Raw genomic sequence first — 14,060 nt, 5'->3', positions numbered from 1 at the left:
GCGAGAGAGGCCGAAGGCCACTTCATGACCATGACTGACCCGATCGCAGACATGCTGACCCGTCTGCGTAACGCTAACTCGGCGTACCACGACACCGTCGTGATGCCGCACAGCAAGATCAAGTCGCACATCGCAGAGATCCTCAAGCAGGAGGGTTTCATCACCGGCTGGAAGGTCGAGGACGCCGAGGTCGGCAAGAACCTCGTCCTCGAGCTGAAGTTCGGGCCGAACCGTGAGCGCTCCATCGCGGGCATCAAGCGGATCTCGAAGCCCGGTCTGCGCGTGTACGCGAAGTCCACCAACCTGCCGAAGGTGCTCGGCGGCCTGGGCGTGGCGATCATCTCCACGTCCCACGGTCTCCTCACCGGCCAGCAGGCAGGCAAGAAGGGCGTAGGTGGGGAAGTCCTCGCCTACGTCTGGTAGTCGGGAACGGAGGAAAAGCAATGTCGCGAATCGGCAAGCTCCCCATCCAGGTTCCCGCCGGTGTGGACGTCACCATCGATGGCCGCACGGTCGTCGTCAAGGGTGCCAAGGGCTCCCTGACGCACACCGTCGCCGCCCCCATCGAGATCGTTAAGGGCGAGGACGGCGTTCTTAACGTCACCCGTCCCAACGACGAGCGTCAGAACAAGGCCCTCCACGGCCTGTCCCGCACGCTGGTGGCGAACATGATCACCGGTGTGACCACGGGATACGTCAAGGCTCTCGAGATCAGCGGTGTCGGTTACCGCGTGGCCGCGAAGGGCTCCAGCCTGGAGTTCCAGCTCGGCTACAGCCACCCGATCCTGGTGGAGGCGCCCGAGGGCATCTCCTTCAAGGTCGAGTCGCCGACCAAGTTCTCGGTCGAGGGCATCGACAAGCAGAAGGTCGGCGAGGTCGCCGCCAACATCCGCAAGCTGCGGAAGCCCGACCCGTACAAGGCCAAGGGTGTCAAGTACGCCGGCGAGGTCATCCGCCGCAAGGTCGGAAAGGCTGGTAAGTAGCCATGGCATACGGTGTGAAGATCGCCAAGGGCGACGCGTACAAGCGCGCGGCCAAGGCTCGCCGCCACATCCGCATCCGCAAGAACGTCTCGGGTACGGCGGAGCGTCCGCGCCTCGTCGTGACGCGTTCCAACCGCAACATCGTTGCTCAGGTCATCGACGACCTCCAGGGCCACACCCTGGCGTCCGCGTCGACCCTGGACGCTTCGATCCGCGGTGGCGAAGGCGACAAGAGCACCCAGGCCCAGGCCGTCGGCGCGCTCGTCGCCGAGCGTGCCAAGGCTGCGGGTGTCGAGACCGTCGTGTTCGACCGCGGTGGCAACCGATACGCCGGGCGCATTGCCGCTCTGGCTGACGCCGCCCGCGAAGCCGGGCTGAAGTTCTAAGCCCCGGTTCCGGGACTCACGGACGTAACAGAGAGAGGTAATCCAATGGCTGGACCCCAGCGCCGCGGAAGCGGTGCCGGTGGCGGCGAGCGGCGGGACCGGAAGGGTCGCGACGGTGGCCCTGCCGCCGAGAAGACCGCTTACGTTGAGCGCGTTGTCGCGATCAACCGCGTTGCCAAGGTTGTCAAGGGTGGTCGCCGCTTCAGCTTCACCGCGCTGGTCGTGGTGGGCGACGGTGACGGCACCGTAGGTGTCGGTTACGGCAAGGCCAAGGAAGTTCCCGCGGCCATTGCCAAGGGTGTCGAGGAAGCCAAGAAGAACTTCTTCAAGGTTCCGCGCATCCAGGGCACCATCCCGCACCCGATCCAGGGCGAGAAGGCCGCGGGCGTCGTCCTGCTGAAGCCTGCTTCCCCCGGTACCGGTGTTATCGCCGGTGGCCCGGTGCGCGCCGTTCTGGAGTGCGCCGGCGTTCACGACATCCTGTCGAAGTCGCTCGGCTCCGACAACGCGATCAACATCGTGCACGCGACCGTGGAGGCCCTGAAGGGCCTGCAGCGTCCCGAGGAGATCGCGGCTCGCCGTGGTCTGCCCCTCGAGGACGTCGCCCCCGCGGCTCTGCTTCGTGCGCGTGCGGGAGCGGGTGCGTAATGGCTCGCCTCAAGATCACGCAGACGAAGTCGTACATCGGCAGCAAGCAGAACCACCGCGACACCCTGCGTTCGCTCGGGCTCAAGCGCCTGAACGACGTGGTCGTCAAGGAGGACCGCCCCGAGTTCCGCGGAATGGTGCACACCGTCCGCCACCTCGTGACGGTTGAGGAGGTCGACTAACATGGCCGAGAACAGCAGCCCGCTGAAGGCCCACAACCTCCGTCCCGCCCCGGGTGCCAAGACCGCGAAGACCCGTGTGGGTCGTGGTGAGGCGTCCAAGGGTAAGACGGCCGGTCGTGGTACCAAGGGCACCAAGGCGCGTTACCAGGTTCCGGAGCGCTTCGAGGGTGGGCAGATGCCCCTCCACATGCGCCTCCCGAAGCTCAAGGGCTTCAAGAACCCGTTCCGCACCGAGTACCAGGTCGTGAACCTGGCCAAGCTGGCCGAGCTCTACCCCGAGGGTGGAGAGGTCACCGTGGCCGGTCTCGTCGAGCGTGGTGCGGTTCGCAAGAACAGCCTCGTCAAGGTCCTGGGCCAGGGCGAGATCTCCGTGGCGCTGCAGGTTTCGGTTGACGCCGTCTCCGGCTCCGCCAAGGAGAAGATTGCCGCCGCCGGCGGCACGGTCACCGAGCTCGTCTAAGACGGGTTCTGTGCCAAATAGCTAGAAACTCCGACCGGGGATGCCTCACAAATGGGGCATCCCCGGTTGGTCGTTCCTAGGGGGCCACTCTCGCCGGTAAGGTGGCCTGCACCTTTGCTTGTACACATACGTCGATCCCTCAGACCGTCACCCTTGACGCAGTAGCGCGGGGGTCGCAGGAGGCACCGTGCTCACCGCGTTCGCCCGGGCGTTCAAGACGCCCGACCTGCGCAAGAAGCTGCTCTTCACGCTCGGCATCATCGTGCTGTTCCGGCTTGGGTCACATGTGCCCGTTCCCGGCGTGGACTACAAGGCCGTCCAGTTCTGTGTGGACCAGGCCGGCTCGAGCAACAGCCTGTTCGGGCTGGTCAACATGTTCAGCGGCGGCGCATTGCTGCAGATCACGATTTTCGCGCTCGGCATCATGCCGTACATCACGGCGAGCATCATCCTGCAGCTGCTGACCGTGGTCATCCCCCGGCTGGAGAACCTCAAGAAGGAGGGGCAGGCCGGTACCGCGAAGATCACGCAGTACACGCGTTACCTGACGGTCGCCCTCGCCATCCTGCAGGGCACCGGCCTGGTGGCCACGGCCAAGACCGGCGCACTCTTCGGATCGTGCGCCCAGGCCGGCCAGATCGTGCCGGACCACTCCATCTTCCGCATCGTCGTCATGGTCGTGACCATGACCGCCGGTACCTGTGTCGTCATGTGGCTCGGTGAGCTGATCACCGACCGCGGCATCGGCAACGGCATGTCGATCCTGATGTTCATCTCGATCGCCGCCGGCTTCGTCAGCGCCCTCTGGGGCATCAAGCTCAACGGCAAGATCGCCGGAGGCTGGGTCGAGTTCGGCGTGGTCATCCTGGTCGGTCTCGCGATGGTGGCCCTGGTCGTCTTCGTCGAGCAGGCCCAGCGCCGGGTCCCGGTGCAGTACGCCAAGCGCATGATCGGCCGCCGCGCCTACGGTGGCACGTCCACCTACATCCCGCTCAAGGTGAACCAGGCCGGCGTGATCCCGGTCATCTTCGCCTCGTCGCTGCTGTACATCCCGGCACTGATCGTCCAGTTCAGCGGGTCCACCGCGCCCTGGGCCACCTGGATCCAGAAGCACTTCGTCAAGGGTGACCACCCGTACTACATCGCCGCCTACTTCCTCCTGATCGTTTTCTTCGCGTTCTTCTACGTGGCGATTTCGTTCAACCCCGAGGAAGTAGCCGACAACATGAAGAAGTATGGTGGCTTCATCCCGGGCATCCGGGCTGGCCGACCTACTGCCGAGTACCTGAGCTACGTGCTCAACCGGATCACCTGGCCGGGGTCGCTGTACTTGGGTCTGATCGCGCTCGTGCCGACGATGGCGTTGGCGGGCTTCGGAGCGAACCAGAACTTCCCGTTCGGCGGGACGAGCATCCTGATCATCGTGGGTGTGGGTCTGGAGACCGTGAAGCAGATCGAGAGCCAGCTCCAGCAGCGCAATTACGAAGGGTTCCTCCGCTGATGCGTATCGTCCTCGTCGGGCCGCCTGGTGCGGGCAAGGGAACGCAGGCCGCGTACCTTGCCAAGAACCTGTCGATCCCGCACATCTCCACGGGCGACCTGTTCCGGGCCAACATCAGCCAGGGCACCGAGCTCGGCAAGCAGGCGAAGGCGTTCATGGACGCCGGCGACCTGGTGCCGGACGAGGTCACCATCGGCATGGCCAAGGACCGGATGGAGCAGCCGGACGCCGAGGGCGGGTTCCTGCTCGACGGCTTCCCGCGCAACGTCTCGCAGGCCGTGGCCCTTGACGAGATGCTCAAGGCCGAGGGGATGAAGCTGGACGCGGTCCTGGACCTCGAGGTCCCCGAGGACGAGGTCGTGAAGCGGATCGCCGGCCGGCGCGTCTGCCGCAAGGAGTCCAGCCACGTCTTCCACGTGACGTACGCCGCGCCGAAGACCGAGGGTGTCTGCGACACCTGCGGCGGCGAGCTGTACCAGCGCCCGGACGACAGCGAGGACACCGTCCGCAACCGCCTGGACGTCTACCACACCCAGACCGAGCCGATCATCGACTACTACAAGGCACAGGACCTCGTGGTGACGATCTCGGCGCTCGGCAAGGTGGACGAGGTCACCGAGCGCGCGATGGCCGCCCTGCAGGGCGACGCCTGACCCACCCCGTAGTACCTCCGTACGGCCGCGGTGTCCCCAGGACGCCGCGGCCGTACTGTTGAGCAGAGACAGTCGAGTACCCGTACACCCGGAAGGCAAGAGGGCATGGTCCAGATCAAGACCCCGGAGCAGATCGCCAAGATGCGCGAGGCGGGGCTGGTCGTCGCCGCCATCCACGCGGCGACCCGTGAGGCGGCCGTGCCCGGCGCCACCACCAAGGACCTGGACGAGGTCGCCCGCAAGGTCATCGCCGACCACGGCGCCAAGTCGAACTTCCTCGGGTACGGCGGCTTCCCGGCGACCATCTGCACCTCGGTCAACGAGGTCGTGGTGCACGGCATCCCGGACGAGAAGACCGTCCTCAAGGACGGCGACATCATCTCGATCGACGCCGGCGCCATCGTCGACGGCTGGCACGGCGACGCCGCGTACACCTGCTTCGTGGGCACCGGCCACGCTCCGGAGCTGATCGAGCTCTCCCGGGTGACCGAGGAGTCGATGTGGGCCGGCCTGGCCGCGATGAAGCTGGGCAACCGCCTGGTCGACATCTCCAAGGCGATCGAGACGTACATCAAGCGCCAGCCGCGGCCGGCCACCGGCGAGCACAGCCTCGGCCGGTACGGGATCATCGAGGACTACGGCGGCCACGGCATCGGCACCGAGATGCACATGGACCCGCACCTGCTGAACTACGTCTCCCGCAAGCGCGGCAAGGGCATCAAGCTGGTGCCGGGCGTCTGCCTCGCGATCGAGCCGATGGTCTCCCTGGGCACCGCGGCCACCGAGGTGCTGGCCGACGACTGGACGGTCATCACCACCGACGGCACCTGGTCCTCGCACTGGGAGCACTCGATCGCGCTGACCGAGGCCGGCCCCATCGTCCTGACCTCCCCGGACTGCGGCAAGGCGAAGCTGGCCGAGTACGGGGTGACCACCGCGCCCGACCCCCTGGGCTAGGCGCGGGGCTTAATGATCTACGCTGTGGGGCAAACTTTCCGGATTCGTCTTTCTGGGTGCCCTGACGTAGACTGACTCGTCGGCTCCTTTGCATCCGCATGTCCTCATGCGAAGCGGGGAGCTGATCAAGGTAGCCGATTCGAAAGGCGAAGCGTGGCCAAGAAGCAAGGTGCCATCGAGATCGAGGGCACCGTGATCGAGTCCCTCCCGAACGCCATGTTCAAGGTGGAGCTCCAGAACGGTCACAAGGTCCTCGCGCACATCAGTGGAAAGATGCGGATGCACTACATCCGTATCCTCCCGGATGACCGGGTCGTGGTGGAGCTCTCTCCCTACGACCTGACGCGTGGCCGGATCGTCTACCGGTACAAGTAGATCTTGTCGCACTCCCGTGCGGGCATTCGCCCCTGCGGGGTGGTGGCACTGACCCGGAGAACCTCACATCCCATGAAGGTCAAGCCGAGCGTCAAGAAGATCTGCGACAAGTGCAAGGTGATCCGCCGTCACGGCCGGGTCATGGTCATCTGCGACAACCTGCGCCACAAGCAGCGCCAGGGCTGACGCACGCCGACCGACCTGCACCCGCAGTTCTTCGCGCGACGCAAGCAACGTAATTACGCAGAGCCCGCCCAGCCCGCAAGGGTCGGCGGCACCTCCGGCGGGGGCCGGAGACCCGGTTCGTACCTCATACGGCGTGCCGGGAGCGGCTTTGCGGAAGACCCCCGAACACACAGGAGCCATTAGTGGCACGCGTTTCCGGTGTTGACATCCCGCGCGAAAAGCGTGTGGAGATCGCACTCACCTACGTCTTCGGTATCGGGCGCACCCGGTCCAAGGAGATCCTCGCCTCCACCGGCGTGAACCCGAACACCCGCGTTCGTGACCTGGCCGAAGAGGACCTCGTCAAGATCCGCGAGTACGTGGACGCCAACCTCCGCACCGAGGGTGACCTCCGCCGCGAGATCCAGGGCGACATCCGCCGCAAGATCGAGATCCAGTGCTACCAGGGCATCCGCCACCGTCGTGGCCTGCCCGTGCACGGTCAGCGCACCAGCACGAACGCCCGTACCCGCAAGGGCCCGCGTCGCGCCATCGCCGGTAAGAAGAAGCCGGGCAAGAAGTAGTCCTCAGCGGACACGCTTTCCAGCGGTCTTGCGCTGTAGGACCGACCACCTCCCTGTAGGAGTAAGAGATGCCCCCCAAGGGTCGTCAGGGCGCTGCCAAGAAGGTGCGCCGCAAGGAAAAGAAGAACGTCGCTCACGGCCACGCGCACATCAAGAGCACGTTCAACAACACGATCGTGTCCATCACGGACCCGACCGGCAACGTGATCTCCTGGGCCTCCGCCGGCCACGTCGGCTTCAAGGGCTCGCGCAAGTCCACCCCCTTCGCCGCGCAGATGGCCGCCGAGTCGGCCGCCCGCCGCGCGCAGGAGCACGGCATGCGCAAGGTCGACGTCTTCGTCAAGGGTCCCGGCTCCGGCCGTGAGACCGCGATCCGCTCCCTCCAGGCCACCGGCCTCGAGGTGGGTTCGATCCAGGACGTCACCCCCACCCCGCACAACGGCTGCCGTCCGCCGAAGCGCCGCCGCGTCTGACCCCCTCCGGGTCACCGCAGCGCGTTTCGACGCACTGAGCCGAGGTTCCGGGCGGCACGACCCCTCCGGGGGACGTGCCGCCCGTACCCTTGCTAGTACCGCTGCGCTCCGCGCAGCACCGTCGGGCGTCAAATAGTGGGCGTCCACGACTGAAGGAACACAGACATGCTTATCGCTCAGCGTCCTTCGCTGACCGAAGAGGTCGTCGACGAGTACCGCTCGCGGTTCGTGATCGAGCCGCTGGAGCCGGGCTTCGGCTACACCCTCGGCAACTCGCTGCGCCGCACGCTCCTGTCCTCGATCCCGGGTGCCGCCGTCACCAGCATCCGCGTGGACGGCGTCCTGCACGAGTTCACCACCGTGCCCGGTGTCAAGGAAGACGTCACCGACATCATCCTCAACATCAAGCAGCTGGTCGTCTCCTCGGAGCACGACGAGCCGGTCGTGATGTACCTGCGCAAGCAGGGTCCCGGCCTGGTCACCGCTGCCGACATCGCGCCGCCGGCCGGTGTCGAGGTGCACAACCCGGACCTGGTCCTCGCCACGCTCAACGGCAAGGGCAAGCTGGAGATGGAGCTGACCGTCGAGCGCGGTCGCGGCTACGTCTCCGCCGTCCAGAACAAGCAGCTGGGCCAGGAGATCGGTCGCATCCCGATCGACTCCATCTACAGCCCGGTGCTCAAGGTCACCTACAAGGTCGAGGCGACCCGTGTCGAGCAGCGCACCGACTTCGACAAGCTGATCGTCGACGTCGAGACCAAGCAGGCCATGCGCCCGCGCGACGCCATGGCGTCCGCCGGTAAGACCCTGGTCGAGCTGTTCGGTCTGGCGCGCGAGCTCAACATCGACGCCGAGGGCATCGACATGGGCCCGTCCCCCACGGACGCCGCCCTGGCCGCCGACCTGGCGCTGCCGATCGAGGAGCTCGAGCTCACCGTCCGGTCGTACAACTGCCTCAAGCGCGAGGGCATCCACTCCGTGGGTGAGCTCGTCGCCCGCTCCGAGGCCGACCTGCTCGACATCCGCAACTTCGGTGCGAAGTCGATCGACGAGGTCAAGGCGAAGCTGGCCGGCATGGGCCTGGCCCTCAAGGACAGCCCGCCCGGGTTCGACCCGACCGCCGCCGCCGACGCCTTCGGCGCCGACGACGACGCGGACGCCGGTTTCGTCGAGACCGAGCAGTACTAAGCAGTACCCGCAAGGCTTGCGGGGGGCGCGAGCCCCCCGTACACCCTGCCCGCACAAGCGGGTGGGGACTGACACCGGTACCTGACACGGCCGGTGCAGCACAGAAGGAGAAACACCATGCCGCGTCCCGCCAAGGGTGCCCGTCTGGGCGGCAGCGCCGCGCACGAGAAGCTGCTGCTCGCCAACCTGGCGAAGTCGCTCTTCGAGCACGGCCGCATCACCACGACCGAGGCCAAGGCCCGCCGCCTGCGTCCGGTCGCCGAGCGTCTGATCACCAAGGCGAAGAAGGGCGACATCCACAACCGTCGCCAGGTGCTGCAGTCGATCACGGACAAGGGCGTCGTCCACACGCTCTTCACCGAGATCGCGCCGCGCTACGAGAACCGCCCCGGTGGTTACACCCGCATCACCAAGATCGGCAACCGTCGTGGCGACAACGCCCCGATGGCGGTCATCGAGCTGGTCGAGGCCCTGACCGTGGCCCAGCAGGCCACCGGTGAGGCCGAGGCCGCGACCAAGCGCGCCGCCAAGGACGCCGAGGCTGCCGCCCCGGCCGCCGAGGAGACCACGGAGGCCTGATCCTCCGGGATCTCGTCCGCCGAACGGCTCTGAACGGGCCCGCCCCTTTCCGGGGGCGGGCCCGTTCTGCATGTTCTGAGAGGATCTGTCACGTGAGTGACGAGGTGGAGCCCGGGTACGTCCGGGTGCGGCTGGACCTGTCGTACGACGGCAAGGACTTCTCCGGCTGGGCGAAGCAGAGGACGCGGCGGACCGTGCAGGGCGAGCTGGAGTCCGCCCTGCAGACGGTGATGCGGCTGGCCGATCCGGTGGACCTGACGGTCGCCGGGCGCACCGACGCGGGCGTGCACGCCCGCGGCCAGGTGGCCCATCTGGACCTGCCCGAGGAGGTGTGGGCGGAGCACTCCGAGGTGCTGCTGCGGCGGCTGGCCGGGCGGCTGCCGCAGGACGTGCGGGTGTGGCGGGTCGCCGAGGCGCCGGCCGGCTTCAACGCGCGCTTCGCGGCGGTCTGGCGGCGGTACGCGTACCGGGTGGGGGACCACAAGGGCGGGGTGGACCCGCTGCTGCGCGGGCACGTGCTGTGGCACGACTGGCCGCTGGACGTGGCGGCCATGAACGAGGCCTCGCGGGCGCTGCTGGGCGAGCACGACTTCGCCGCGTACTGCAAGAAGCGCGAGGGGGCCACGACCATCCGCACGCTCCAGCAGCTGAGCTGGGAGCGGGGTGCGGACGGGGTCATCACGGCGACGGTGCGGGCGGACGCCTTCTGCCACAACATGGTGCGGTCGCTGGTGGGTGCGCTGCTGCACGTCGGCGACGGGCACCGGGCGGTGTCGTGGCCGGGGGAGGTGCTGCGGGCGGCGGTCCGCGACTCCTCCGTGCACGTGGTGCGGCCGCACGGGCTGACGCTGGAGGAGGTCGGCTACCCGGCCGACGACCAGCTGGCCGCGCGCGCCAAGGAGGCGCGCAACATGCGGACCCTCCCGGTGCTGGGCAACGGGCCGGCGGCCGGCTGCTGCTAGGGCTGCGGTGCCGGGCCTGAGGGACCGGGGCTCGCCGCCGCCATCACGGTTTCGGCGCGGTGGTGGAGTTGGCGGAAGGTGTAGGCGGAGAGGTCGTCGCCGGCGCGGTAGACGGAGCGGTCCTTCTTGGTGGCGTTCTTGTTGCCGGTGAAGCCGCTGAGGGTGACGTAGAGGTACCGGCCGTAGGAGTCCGCGGTGCGGCGGCAGACGGTCTTCGGGGCGCAGAAGGGCTTGGTGCGGGCGCCGGGCAGCGCCCGGACCCCGCCGTGGGCCCGGGCGGCCCGGGCGGCGGTGGCCTGGGCCTCGGTGGCGAAGACGGCCACGCCCACGGTCACCTGGACGCTGCCGCGCCGGTAGGTGGAGCGGATGAGGGCCGTGCAGCCGTGCTTCTTCAGGACCGCGGCCAGGGCCGGGTCCGTGTGCGCCGCGCAGTCGGCCGTGGTGTCCCCGCCGCCTTCGAGGTACGTACGGCCGCTGACCGTGGCCCGGGTGCCCGGGAAGAGGGGGCCGGGCCCCAGCGGGGCGCGGTCCACCCGGGCGTCGGCGAGGTAGCGGCGCGGGTCGGGGGCCGGGGCCTTCGAGGGGAAGGTGGGCAGCGGGCCGCCCACCACCGGTCCCGGCGGCCGCGGGTCCTGAAGGGCCTCGGGGGCCGCGCGCCCGGTGCCGCCGATGCCGACGGCGACCGCGGCGGCGATCGCGAGCGCCCCCAGGCCCGCCCCGGCACCCCACCACAGCCGCCTGCGGCGGCGCCGGCCCGCCTCGTGGGCTTCGGCCATGGCCGCCCAGTCGGGCGTTCCCTCCCCGTAGCTCATGGCGCGAATCCTAGGGGGCGCCGGTGAACGGCGACCGGAGTCCGGCCGGGGAGGTTATCCGGTTGGGTCCCGGGCGTCCGGCCGTAGACAATGCCCGTCATGGGACATCTCGAAGCCAGCCATCTGGAGTACTACCTTCCCGACGGGCGGGTCCTGCTCCCCGACGTCTCCTTCCGTGTGGGGGAGGGGGCGGTGGTGGCCCTGGTGGGGGCGAACGGCGCCGGCAAGACCACCCTGCTCAAGCTGATCTCCGGGGAGCTCCAGCCGCACGGCGGCGGGGTCACCAACAGCGGCGGGCTCGGCGTGATGTCGCAGTTCGTGGGCTCCGTACGGGACGAGACCACCGTCCGCGACCTGCTGGTCTCGGTGGCCCAGCCGCGGATCCGGGAGGCCGCCAAGGCGGTGGACCGGGCCGAGCAGCTGATCCTCACCGTCGACGACGAGGCCGCGCAGATGGCCTACGCGCAGGCGCTGAGCGACTGGGCCGACGTGCAGGGCTACGAGGCGGAGACCCTGTGGGACGTCTGCACCATGGCCGCGCTGGACGTGCCGTACGACCGGGCGCAGTTCCGCGAGGTGCGCACGCTCTCGGGCGGTGAGCAGAAGCGGCTCGTCCTGGAGGCGCTGCTGCGCGGTCCCGACGAGGTGCTGCTCCTCGACGAGCCGGACAACTACCTCGACGTCCCCGGCAAGCGGTGGCTGGAGGAGCAGCTGAAGGCCACCCGCAAGACGGTGCTCTTCGTCTCGCACGACCGGGAACTGCTCACCCAGGCCGCCGAGAAGATCATCAGCCTGGAGGCGAGCCCGATGGGCAGCGACGTGTGGGTGCACGGCGCCGGCTTCGGGACCTACCACGAGGCCCGCAAGGAGCGCTTCGCCCGCTTCGAAGAACTCAAGCGGCGCTGGGACGAGGAGCACGCCCGGCTGAAGGCGCTGGTGCTGCGGCTGCGCAACCAGGCCGCCTCCAGCCCCGACATGGCCTCGCGCTACCGGGCGATGCAGACCCGCTTCCAGAAGTTCGAGGAGGCCGGCCCGCCGCCGGAGCCGCCGCGGGAGCAGGACATCAAGATGCGCCTCAAGGGCGGCCGGACCGGCGTGCGGGCGCTGACCGTGGAGAACCTGGAGCTGACGGGGCTGATGAAGCCCTTCTCCCTCGAGGTCTTCTACGGGGAGCGGGTCGCCGTCCTCGGCTCGAACGGCTCCGGCAAGTCGCACTTCCTGCGGCTGATGGCCGGCGAGGACGTCAAGCACACCGGTGACTGGAAGCTGGGCGCGCGGGTGGTCCCCGGCCACTTCGCGCAGACGCACGCCCATCCGGAGCTCTTCGGCCGGACCCTCGTCGACATCCTGTGGACGGAGGCGGCGAAGCCGCTGGGGCAGGCGATGGGCGCGCTGCGCCGCTACGAGCTGGAGCGCCAGGCCGAGCAGCCCTTCGAGAAGCTTTCCGGCGGGCAGCAGGCGCGGTTCCAGATCCTGCTGCTGGAGCTAGCCGGCACCACCGCGCTGCTGCTGGACGAGCCCACCGACAACCTCGACCTGGAGTCGGCCGAGGCCCTGCAGGACGGGCTGGAGGCGTACGAGGGCACGGTGCTGTGCGTGACCCACGACCGCTGGTTCGCGAAGTCCTTCGACCGGTACCTGGTCTTCGGCTCGGACGGGGTCGTCCGGGAGACCGCGGAGCCGGTGTGGGACGAGCGGCGGGTGGAACGCAAGCGCTGAGCCCTCGTGTGGCTGCGTGGAGGTGATCTTCCGCCGCCCTAGTCTCGGCTTATGAACTGGGACAAAAGGGTCGAAGGGGCGTTCGAGGGGTGGGCTCTCCAGCCCGCCCCCCGGATCTGGCGGCTGGTCATGCTCGGCGTCCTGACGGCCGTCGCCCTGTCCGCCTCACTGCGCACCGCCGACGGGGGCATGGACAACGCCTTCGTGGTCCGGGCCGCGGACGCGCTGCTCGACGGCCGCTCCCCGTACGCCGACAAGCGCTTCCTCTACCTGCCGAGCGCGGTGGTGGTGGCGCTGCCCGAGGCGCTGCTCCCGGTGGCCGTGCAGCGGGCCCTGGTGCCGCTGGGGATGTCCGCGCTGCTGGCCGTCGGCTGGTGGGCGAGCCTGCGGATCTTCCGGGTGCCGGCCCGCAGCCGCTTCGCGGTGCTCGGCTTCGCCGTCCTGGCGATCGCCTACCGGCCGTTCGCCAACCTGGTGCTGCTGGGGAACTGGACCTGCCTGTCGGCCGCCGCCCTGCCGGTGGCGCTGCTGCTGGCGCACCGGGGCCGCTGGCTCGCGGCCGGGCTGGTGGTGGGCGCGGCGATCGCGGCCAAGCCGATGCTGGTACCGCTGGTGCTGCTGTTCCTGTTCGCGCGGCGGTGGCGGGCGCTGGCCGCGGTGGTGTCGGTGCCGCTGGCGCTCTCGCTGCTGGGGGCGCTGCTGATGCCGCGGCCCTCGCTCTTCTTCACGAAGACGCTGCCCTTCCTGTTGCACGGCCAGGACTCCTTCGCCCGGCCGTGGGACGCCTCGCCGGTCGCGGTGCTGCCGCGGCTGGGGGTGCCCGGGCCGGTGGCCGCGGTGCTCGCCGGGGTGCTCGCGCTGACCGGACTGGGGTGCGCGTGGCTGCGCTGGCGGCGGCCGGCCGAGGACGGGCCGGAGGCGGCGCAGCGGCTGGTGGAGACGGCCTGCATGGTGATGCTCGCCTCATTCCTGGTCTCCCGGCCGTCCTTCGACCACTACCTGCTGGTGGTGCTCCCGCTGCTGTTGGCCTCGGGGGTGCGGGCGGGCTCGATGCCGCGTTCCCCCTGGTTCTGGCTGGCCCTGCTGCCCCAGGCGGCGGGCGTCCCGTGGCCCCCCGGGTTCGACAACAAGAGGCGGGCGTTCCTGGACATGGCGACCCTCTGCGGGCTGGCCGTCCTGCTGGGCGGTCGTGTACTGCGCTCCGGTCGGGTTACTCTGGGACCCGTAACAACTGCGGGGTCCCCACCCAGGACCGAACCGGAGTGCGCCGCGACGCCAGTTCCATCGGCATCGCGGACCGCGTTTTGACCCGTACGGGTCCTCTTGGGTATCCTGCTGGTTTGTTATGCGTATGGTCTTTCTCATTCTCACGTGAAAGGGCCTTGCGCCGGTCCACCGGACCGATGACCAGCAGTTCAATCCGTTCGCGAGGG

Annotated in this window: 19 protein-coding genes; 18 read left to right on the top strand and 1 reads right to left on the bottom strand. The window is 68.8% G+C overall.

Annotated elements, in window-relative coordinates:
* The first annotated feature begins 24 nt into the window (after positions 1 to 24).
* The 16 genes from rpsH to truA all read left to right on the top strand — a co-directional run bounded on the left by rpsH (position 25) and on the right by truA (position 10,096).
* Positions 25 to 423 (top strand): 30S ribosomal protein S8, encoded by a 399-nt coding sequence (rpsH, locus tag AB0O40_RS18110; protein WP_007265911.1) that lies wholly within the window; start codon positions 25 to 27, stop codon positions 421 to 423.
* Between the two features lie 20 nt (positions 424 to 443).
* Positions 444 to 983, top strand: coding sequence for a 50S ribosomal protein L6 (rplF, locus tag AB0O40_RS18105; protein WP_365042052.1), 540 nt, complete (start codon positions 444 to 446; stop codon positions 981 to 983).
* A 2-nt stretch (positions 984 to 985) separates the two neighbouring features.
* Positions 986 to 1,369 (top strand): 50S ribosomal protein L18, encoded by a 384-nt coding sequence (rplR, locus tag AB0O40_RS18100; protein ID WP_365042050.1) that lies wholly within the window; start codon positions 986 to 988, stop codon positions 1,367 to 1,369.
* Positions 1,370 to 1,414: 45 nt separating this feature from the next.
* Positions 1,415 to 2,017, top strand: a complete 603-nt coding sequence (gene rpsE / locus AB0O40_RS18095; protein ID WP_030008472.1) for a 30S ribosomal protein S5 — start codon at positions 1,415 to 1,417, stop codon at positions 2,015 to 2,017.
* Positions 2,017 to 2,199, top strand: coding sequence for a 50S ribosomal protein L30 (rpmD, locus tag AB0O40_RS18090; protein ID WP_005313525.1), 183 nt, complete (start codon positions 2,017 to 2,019; stop codon positions 2,197 to 2,199). Before rpsE ends, rpmD begins: the two co-directional genes overlap by 1 nt.
* 1 nt (position 2,200) lies before the next feature.
* A complete protein-coding gene (gene rplO / locus AB0O40_RS18085) occupies positions 2,201 to 2,659 on the top strand; it encodes a 50S ribosomal protein L15 (RefSeq protein ID WP_365042048.1) in 459 nt (152 codons plus the stop codon).
* A gap of 187 nt (positions 2,660 to 2,846) precedes the next feature.
* Positions 2,847 to 4,160 (top strand): preprotein translocase subunit SecY, encoded by a 1,314-nt coding sequence (gene secY, locus AB0O40_RS18080; RefSeq protein ID WP_365042046.1) that lies wholly within the window; start codon positions 2,847 to 2,849, stop codon positions 4,158 to 4,160.
* Positions 4,160 to 4,813: an adenylate kinase gene (locus AB0O40_RS18075; RefSeq protein WP_365042043.1), complete on the top strand. Its 654-nt coding sequence runs from the start codon at positions 4,160 to 4,162 to the stop codon at positions 4,811 to 4,813. Before secY ends, AB0O40_RS18075 begins: the two co-directional genes overlap by 1 nt.
* A gap of 105 nt (positions 4,814 to 4,918) precedes the next feature.
* Positions 4,919 to 5,770: a type I methionyl aminopeptidase gene (map, locus tag AB0O40_RS18070; RefSeq protein WP_365042040.1), complete on the top strand. Its 852-nt coding sequence runs from the start codon at positions 4,919 to 4,921 to the stop codon at positions 5,768 to 5,770.
* Between the two features lie 153 nt (positions 5,771 to 5,923).
* On the top strand, positions 5,924 to 6,145 hold the full coding sequence (gene infA, locus AB0O40_RS18065) for a translation initiation factor IF-1 (protein WP_003956442.1): 222 nt from the start codon (positions 5,924 to 5,926) through the stop codon (positions 6,143 to 6,145).
* A gap of 72 nt (positions 6,146 to 6,217) precedes the next feature.
* Positions 6,218 to 6,331 (top strand): 50S ribosomal protein L36, encoded by a 114-nt coding sequence (gene rpmJ / locus AB0O40_RS18060; RefSeq protein ID WP_003956441.1) that lies wholly within the window; start codon positions 6,218 to 6,220, stop codon positions 6,329 to 6,331.
* 182 nt (positions 6,332 to 6,513) lie between these two features.
* Positions 6,514 to 6,894: a 30S ribosomal protein S13 gene (rpsM, locus tag AB0O40_RS18055; RefSeq protein ID WP_007265919.1), complete on the top strand. Its 381-nt coding sequence runs from the start codon at positions 6,514 to 6,516 to the stop codon at positions 6,892 to 6,894.
* A 68-nt stretch (positions 6,895 to 6,962) separates the two neighbouring features.
* Positions 6,963 to 7,367, top strand: a complete 405-nt coding sequence (gene rpsK / locus AB0O40_RS18050) for a 30S ribosomal protein S11 (protein ID WP_003948617.1) — start codon at positions 6,963 to 6,965, stop codon at positions 7,365 to 7,367.
* 165 nt (positions 7,368 to 7,532) lie between these two features.
* Entirely contained in the window at positions 7,533 to 8,555 is a 1,023-nt protein-coding gene (locus AB0O40_RS18045; RefSeq protein ID WP_008739666.1) for a DNA-directed RNA polymerase subunit alpha, read from the top strand.
* A 117-nt stretch (positions 8,556 to 8,672) separates the two neighbouring features.
* Entirely contained in the window at positions 8,673 to 9,134 is a 462-nt protein-coding gene (gene rplQ, locus AB0O40_RS18040; RefSeq protein ID WP_365042035.1) for a 50S ribosomal protein L17, read from the top strand.
* 92 nt (positions 9,135 to 9,226) lie between these two features.
* On the top strand, positions 9,227 to 10,096 hold the full coding sequence (gene truA, locus AB0O40_RS18035) for a tRNA pseudouridine(38-40) synthase TruA (RefSeq protein ID WP_365042032.1): 870 nt from the start codon (positions 9,227 to 9,229) through the stop codon (positions 10,094 to 10,096).
* On the opposite strand, the gene AB0O40_RS18030 is transcribed toward truA, so the two are convergent.
* Complete coding sequence (locus AB0O40_RS18030; RefSeq protein ID WP_365042030.1) at positions 10,093 to 10,908, bottom strand: hypothetical protein; 816 nt, start codon at positions 10,906 to 10,908, stop codon at positions 10,093 to 10,095. The two genes, truA and AB0O40_RS18030, sit on opposite strands and share 4 nt — an antisense overlap.
* A gap of 90 nt (positions 10,909 to 10,998) precedes the next feature.
* On the opposite strand from AB0O40_RS18030, the gene AB0O40_RS18025 reads away from it, so the two are divergent.
* Positions 10,999 to 12,627 carry an ATP-binding cassette domain-containing protein gene (locus AB0O40_RS18025; protein ID WP_365042027.1) on the top strand — a complete coding sequence of 543 codons (1,629 nt, stop codon included), beginning with the start codon at positions 10,999 to 11,001 and terminating at the stop codon, positions 12,625 to 12,627.
* 51 nt (positions 12,628 to 12,678) lie between these two features.
* Positions 12,679 to 13,935 (top strand): glycosyltransferase family 87 protein, encoded by a 1,257-nt coding sequence (locus AB0O40_RS18020; RefSeq protein ID WP_365042024.1) that lies wholly within the window; start codon positions 12,679 to 12,681, stop codon positions 13,933 to 13,935.
* The last annotated feature ends 125 nt before the right edge of the window (positions 13,936 to 14,060 follow it).

The organism is Streptomyces sp. NPDC089919 (assembly GCF_040684615.1).
Lineage (GTDB): Bacteria > Actinomycetota > Actinomycetes > Streptomycetales > Streptomycetaceae > Streptomyces.
Note: the sequence above shows the minus strand (reverse complement) of the source record. Positions and strands in the feature narration are given on the sequence as shown.

What these genes read in the sequence shown, in the direction of transcription:
- rpsH (WP_007265911.1), top strand. Translation starts at nt 25, where the DNA reads ATGACCATGACTGACCCGATCGCAGACATGCTGACCCGTCTGCGTAAC.
- rplF (WP_365042052.1), top strand. Translation starts at nt 444, where the DNA reads ATGTCGCGAATCGGCAAGCTCCCCATCCAGGTTCCCGCCGGTGTGGAC.
- rplR (WP_365042050.1), top strand. Translation starts at nt 986, where the DNA reads ATGGCATACGGTGTGAAGATCGCCAAGGGCGACGCGTACAAGCGCGCG.
- rpsE (WP_030008472.1), top strand. Translation starts at nt 1,415, where the DNA reads ATGGCTGGACCCCAGCGCCGCGGAAGCGGTGCCGGTGGCGGCGAGCGG.
- rpmD (WP_005313525.1), top strand. Translation starts at nt 2,017, where the DNA reads ATGGCTCGCCTCAAGATCACGCAGACGAAGTCGTACATCGGCAGCAAG.
- rplO (WP_365042048.1), top strand. Translation starts at nt 2,201, where the DNA reads ATGGCCGAGAACAGCAGCCCGCTGAAGGCCCACAACCTCCGTCCCGCC.
- AB0O40_RS18075 (WP_365042043.1), top strand. Translation starts at nt 4,160, where the DNA reads ATGCGTATCGTCCTCGTCGGGCCGCCTGGTGCGGGCAAGGGAACGCAG.
- map (WP_365042040.1), top strand. Translation starts at nt 4,919, where the DNA reads ATGGTCCAGATCAAGACCCCGGAGCAGATCGCCAAGATGCGCGAGGCG.
- rpmJ (WP_003956441.1), top strand. Translation starts at nt 6,218, where the DNA reads ATGAAGGTCAAGCCGAGCGTCAAGAAGATCTGCGACAAGTGCAAGGTG.
- rpsK (WP_003948617.1), top strand. Translation starts at nt 6,963, where the DNA reads ATGCCCCCCAAGGGTCGTCAGGGCGCTGCCAAGAAGGTGCGCCGCAAG.
- AB0O40_RS18045 (WP_008739666.1), top strand. Translation starts at nt 7,533, where the DNA reads ATGCTTATCGCTCAGCGTCCTTCGCTGACCGAAGAGGTCGTCGACGAG.
- rplQ (WP_365042035.1), top strand. Translation starts at nt 8,673, where the DNA reads ATGCCGCGTCCCGCCAAGGGTGCCCGTCTGGGCGGCAGCGCCGCGCAC.
- AB0O40_RS18030 (WP_365042030.1), bottom strand. Translation starts at nt 10,908, where the DNA reads ATGAGCTACGGGGAGGGAACGCCCGACTGGGCGGCCATGGCCGAAGCC.
- AB0O40_RS18025 (WP_365042027.1), top strand. Translation starts at nt 10,999, where the DNA reads ATGCCCGTCATGGGACATCTCGAAGCCAGCCATCTGGAGTACTACCTT.
- AB0O40_RS18020 (WP_365042024.1), top strand. Translation starts at nt 12,679, where the DNA reads ATGAACTGGGACAAAAGGGTCGAAGGGGCGTTCGAGGGGTGGGCTCTC.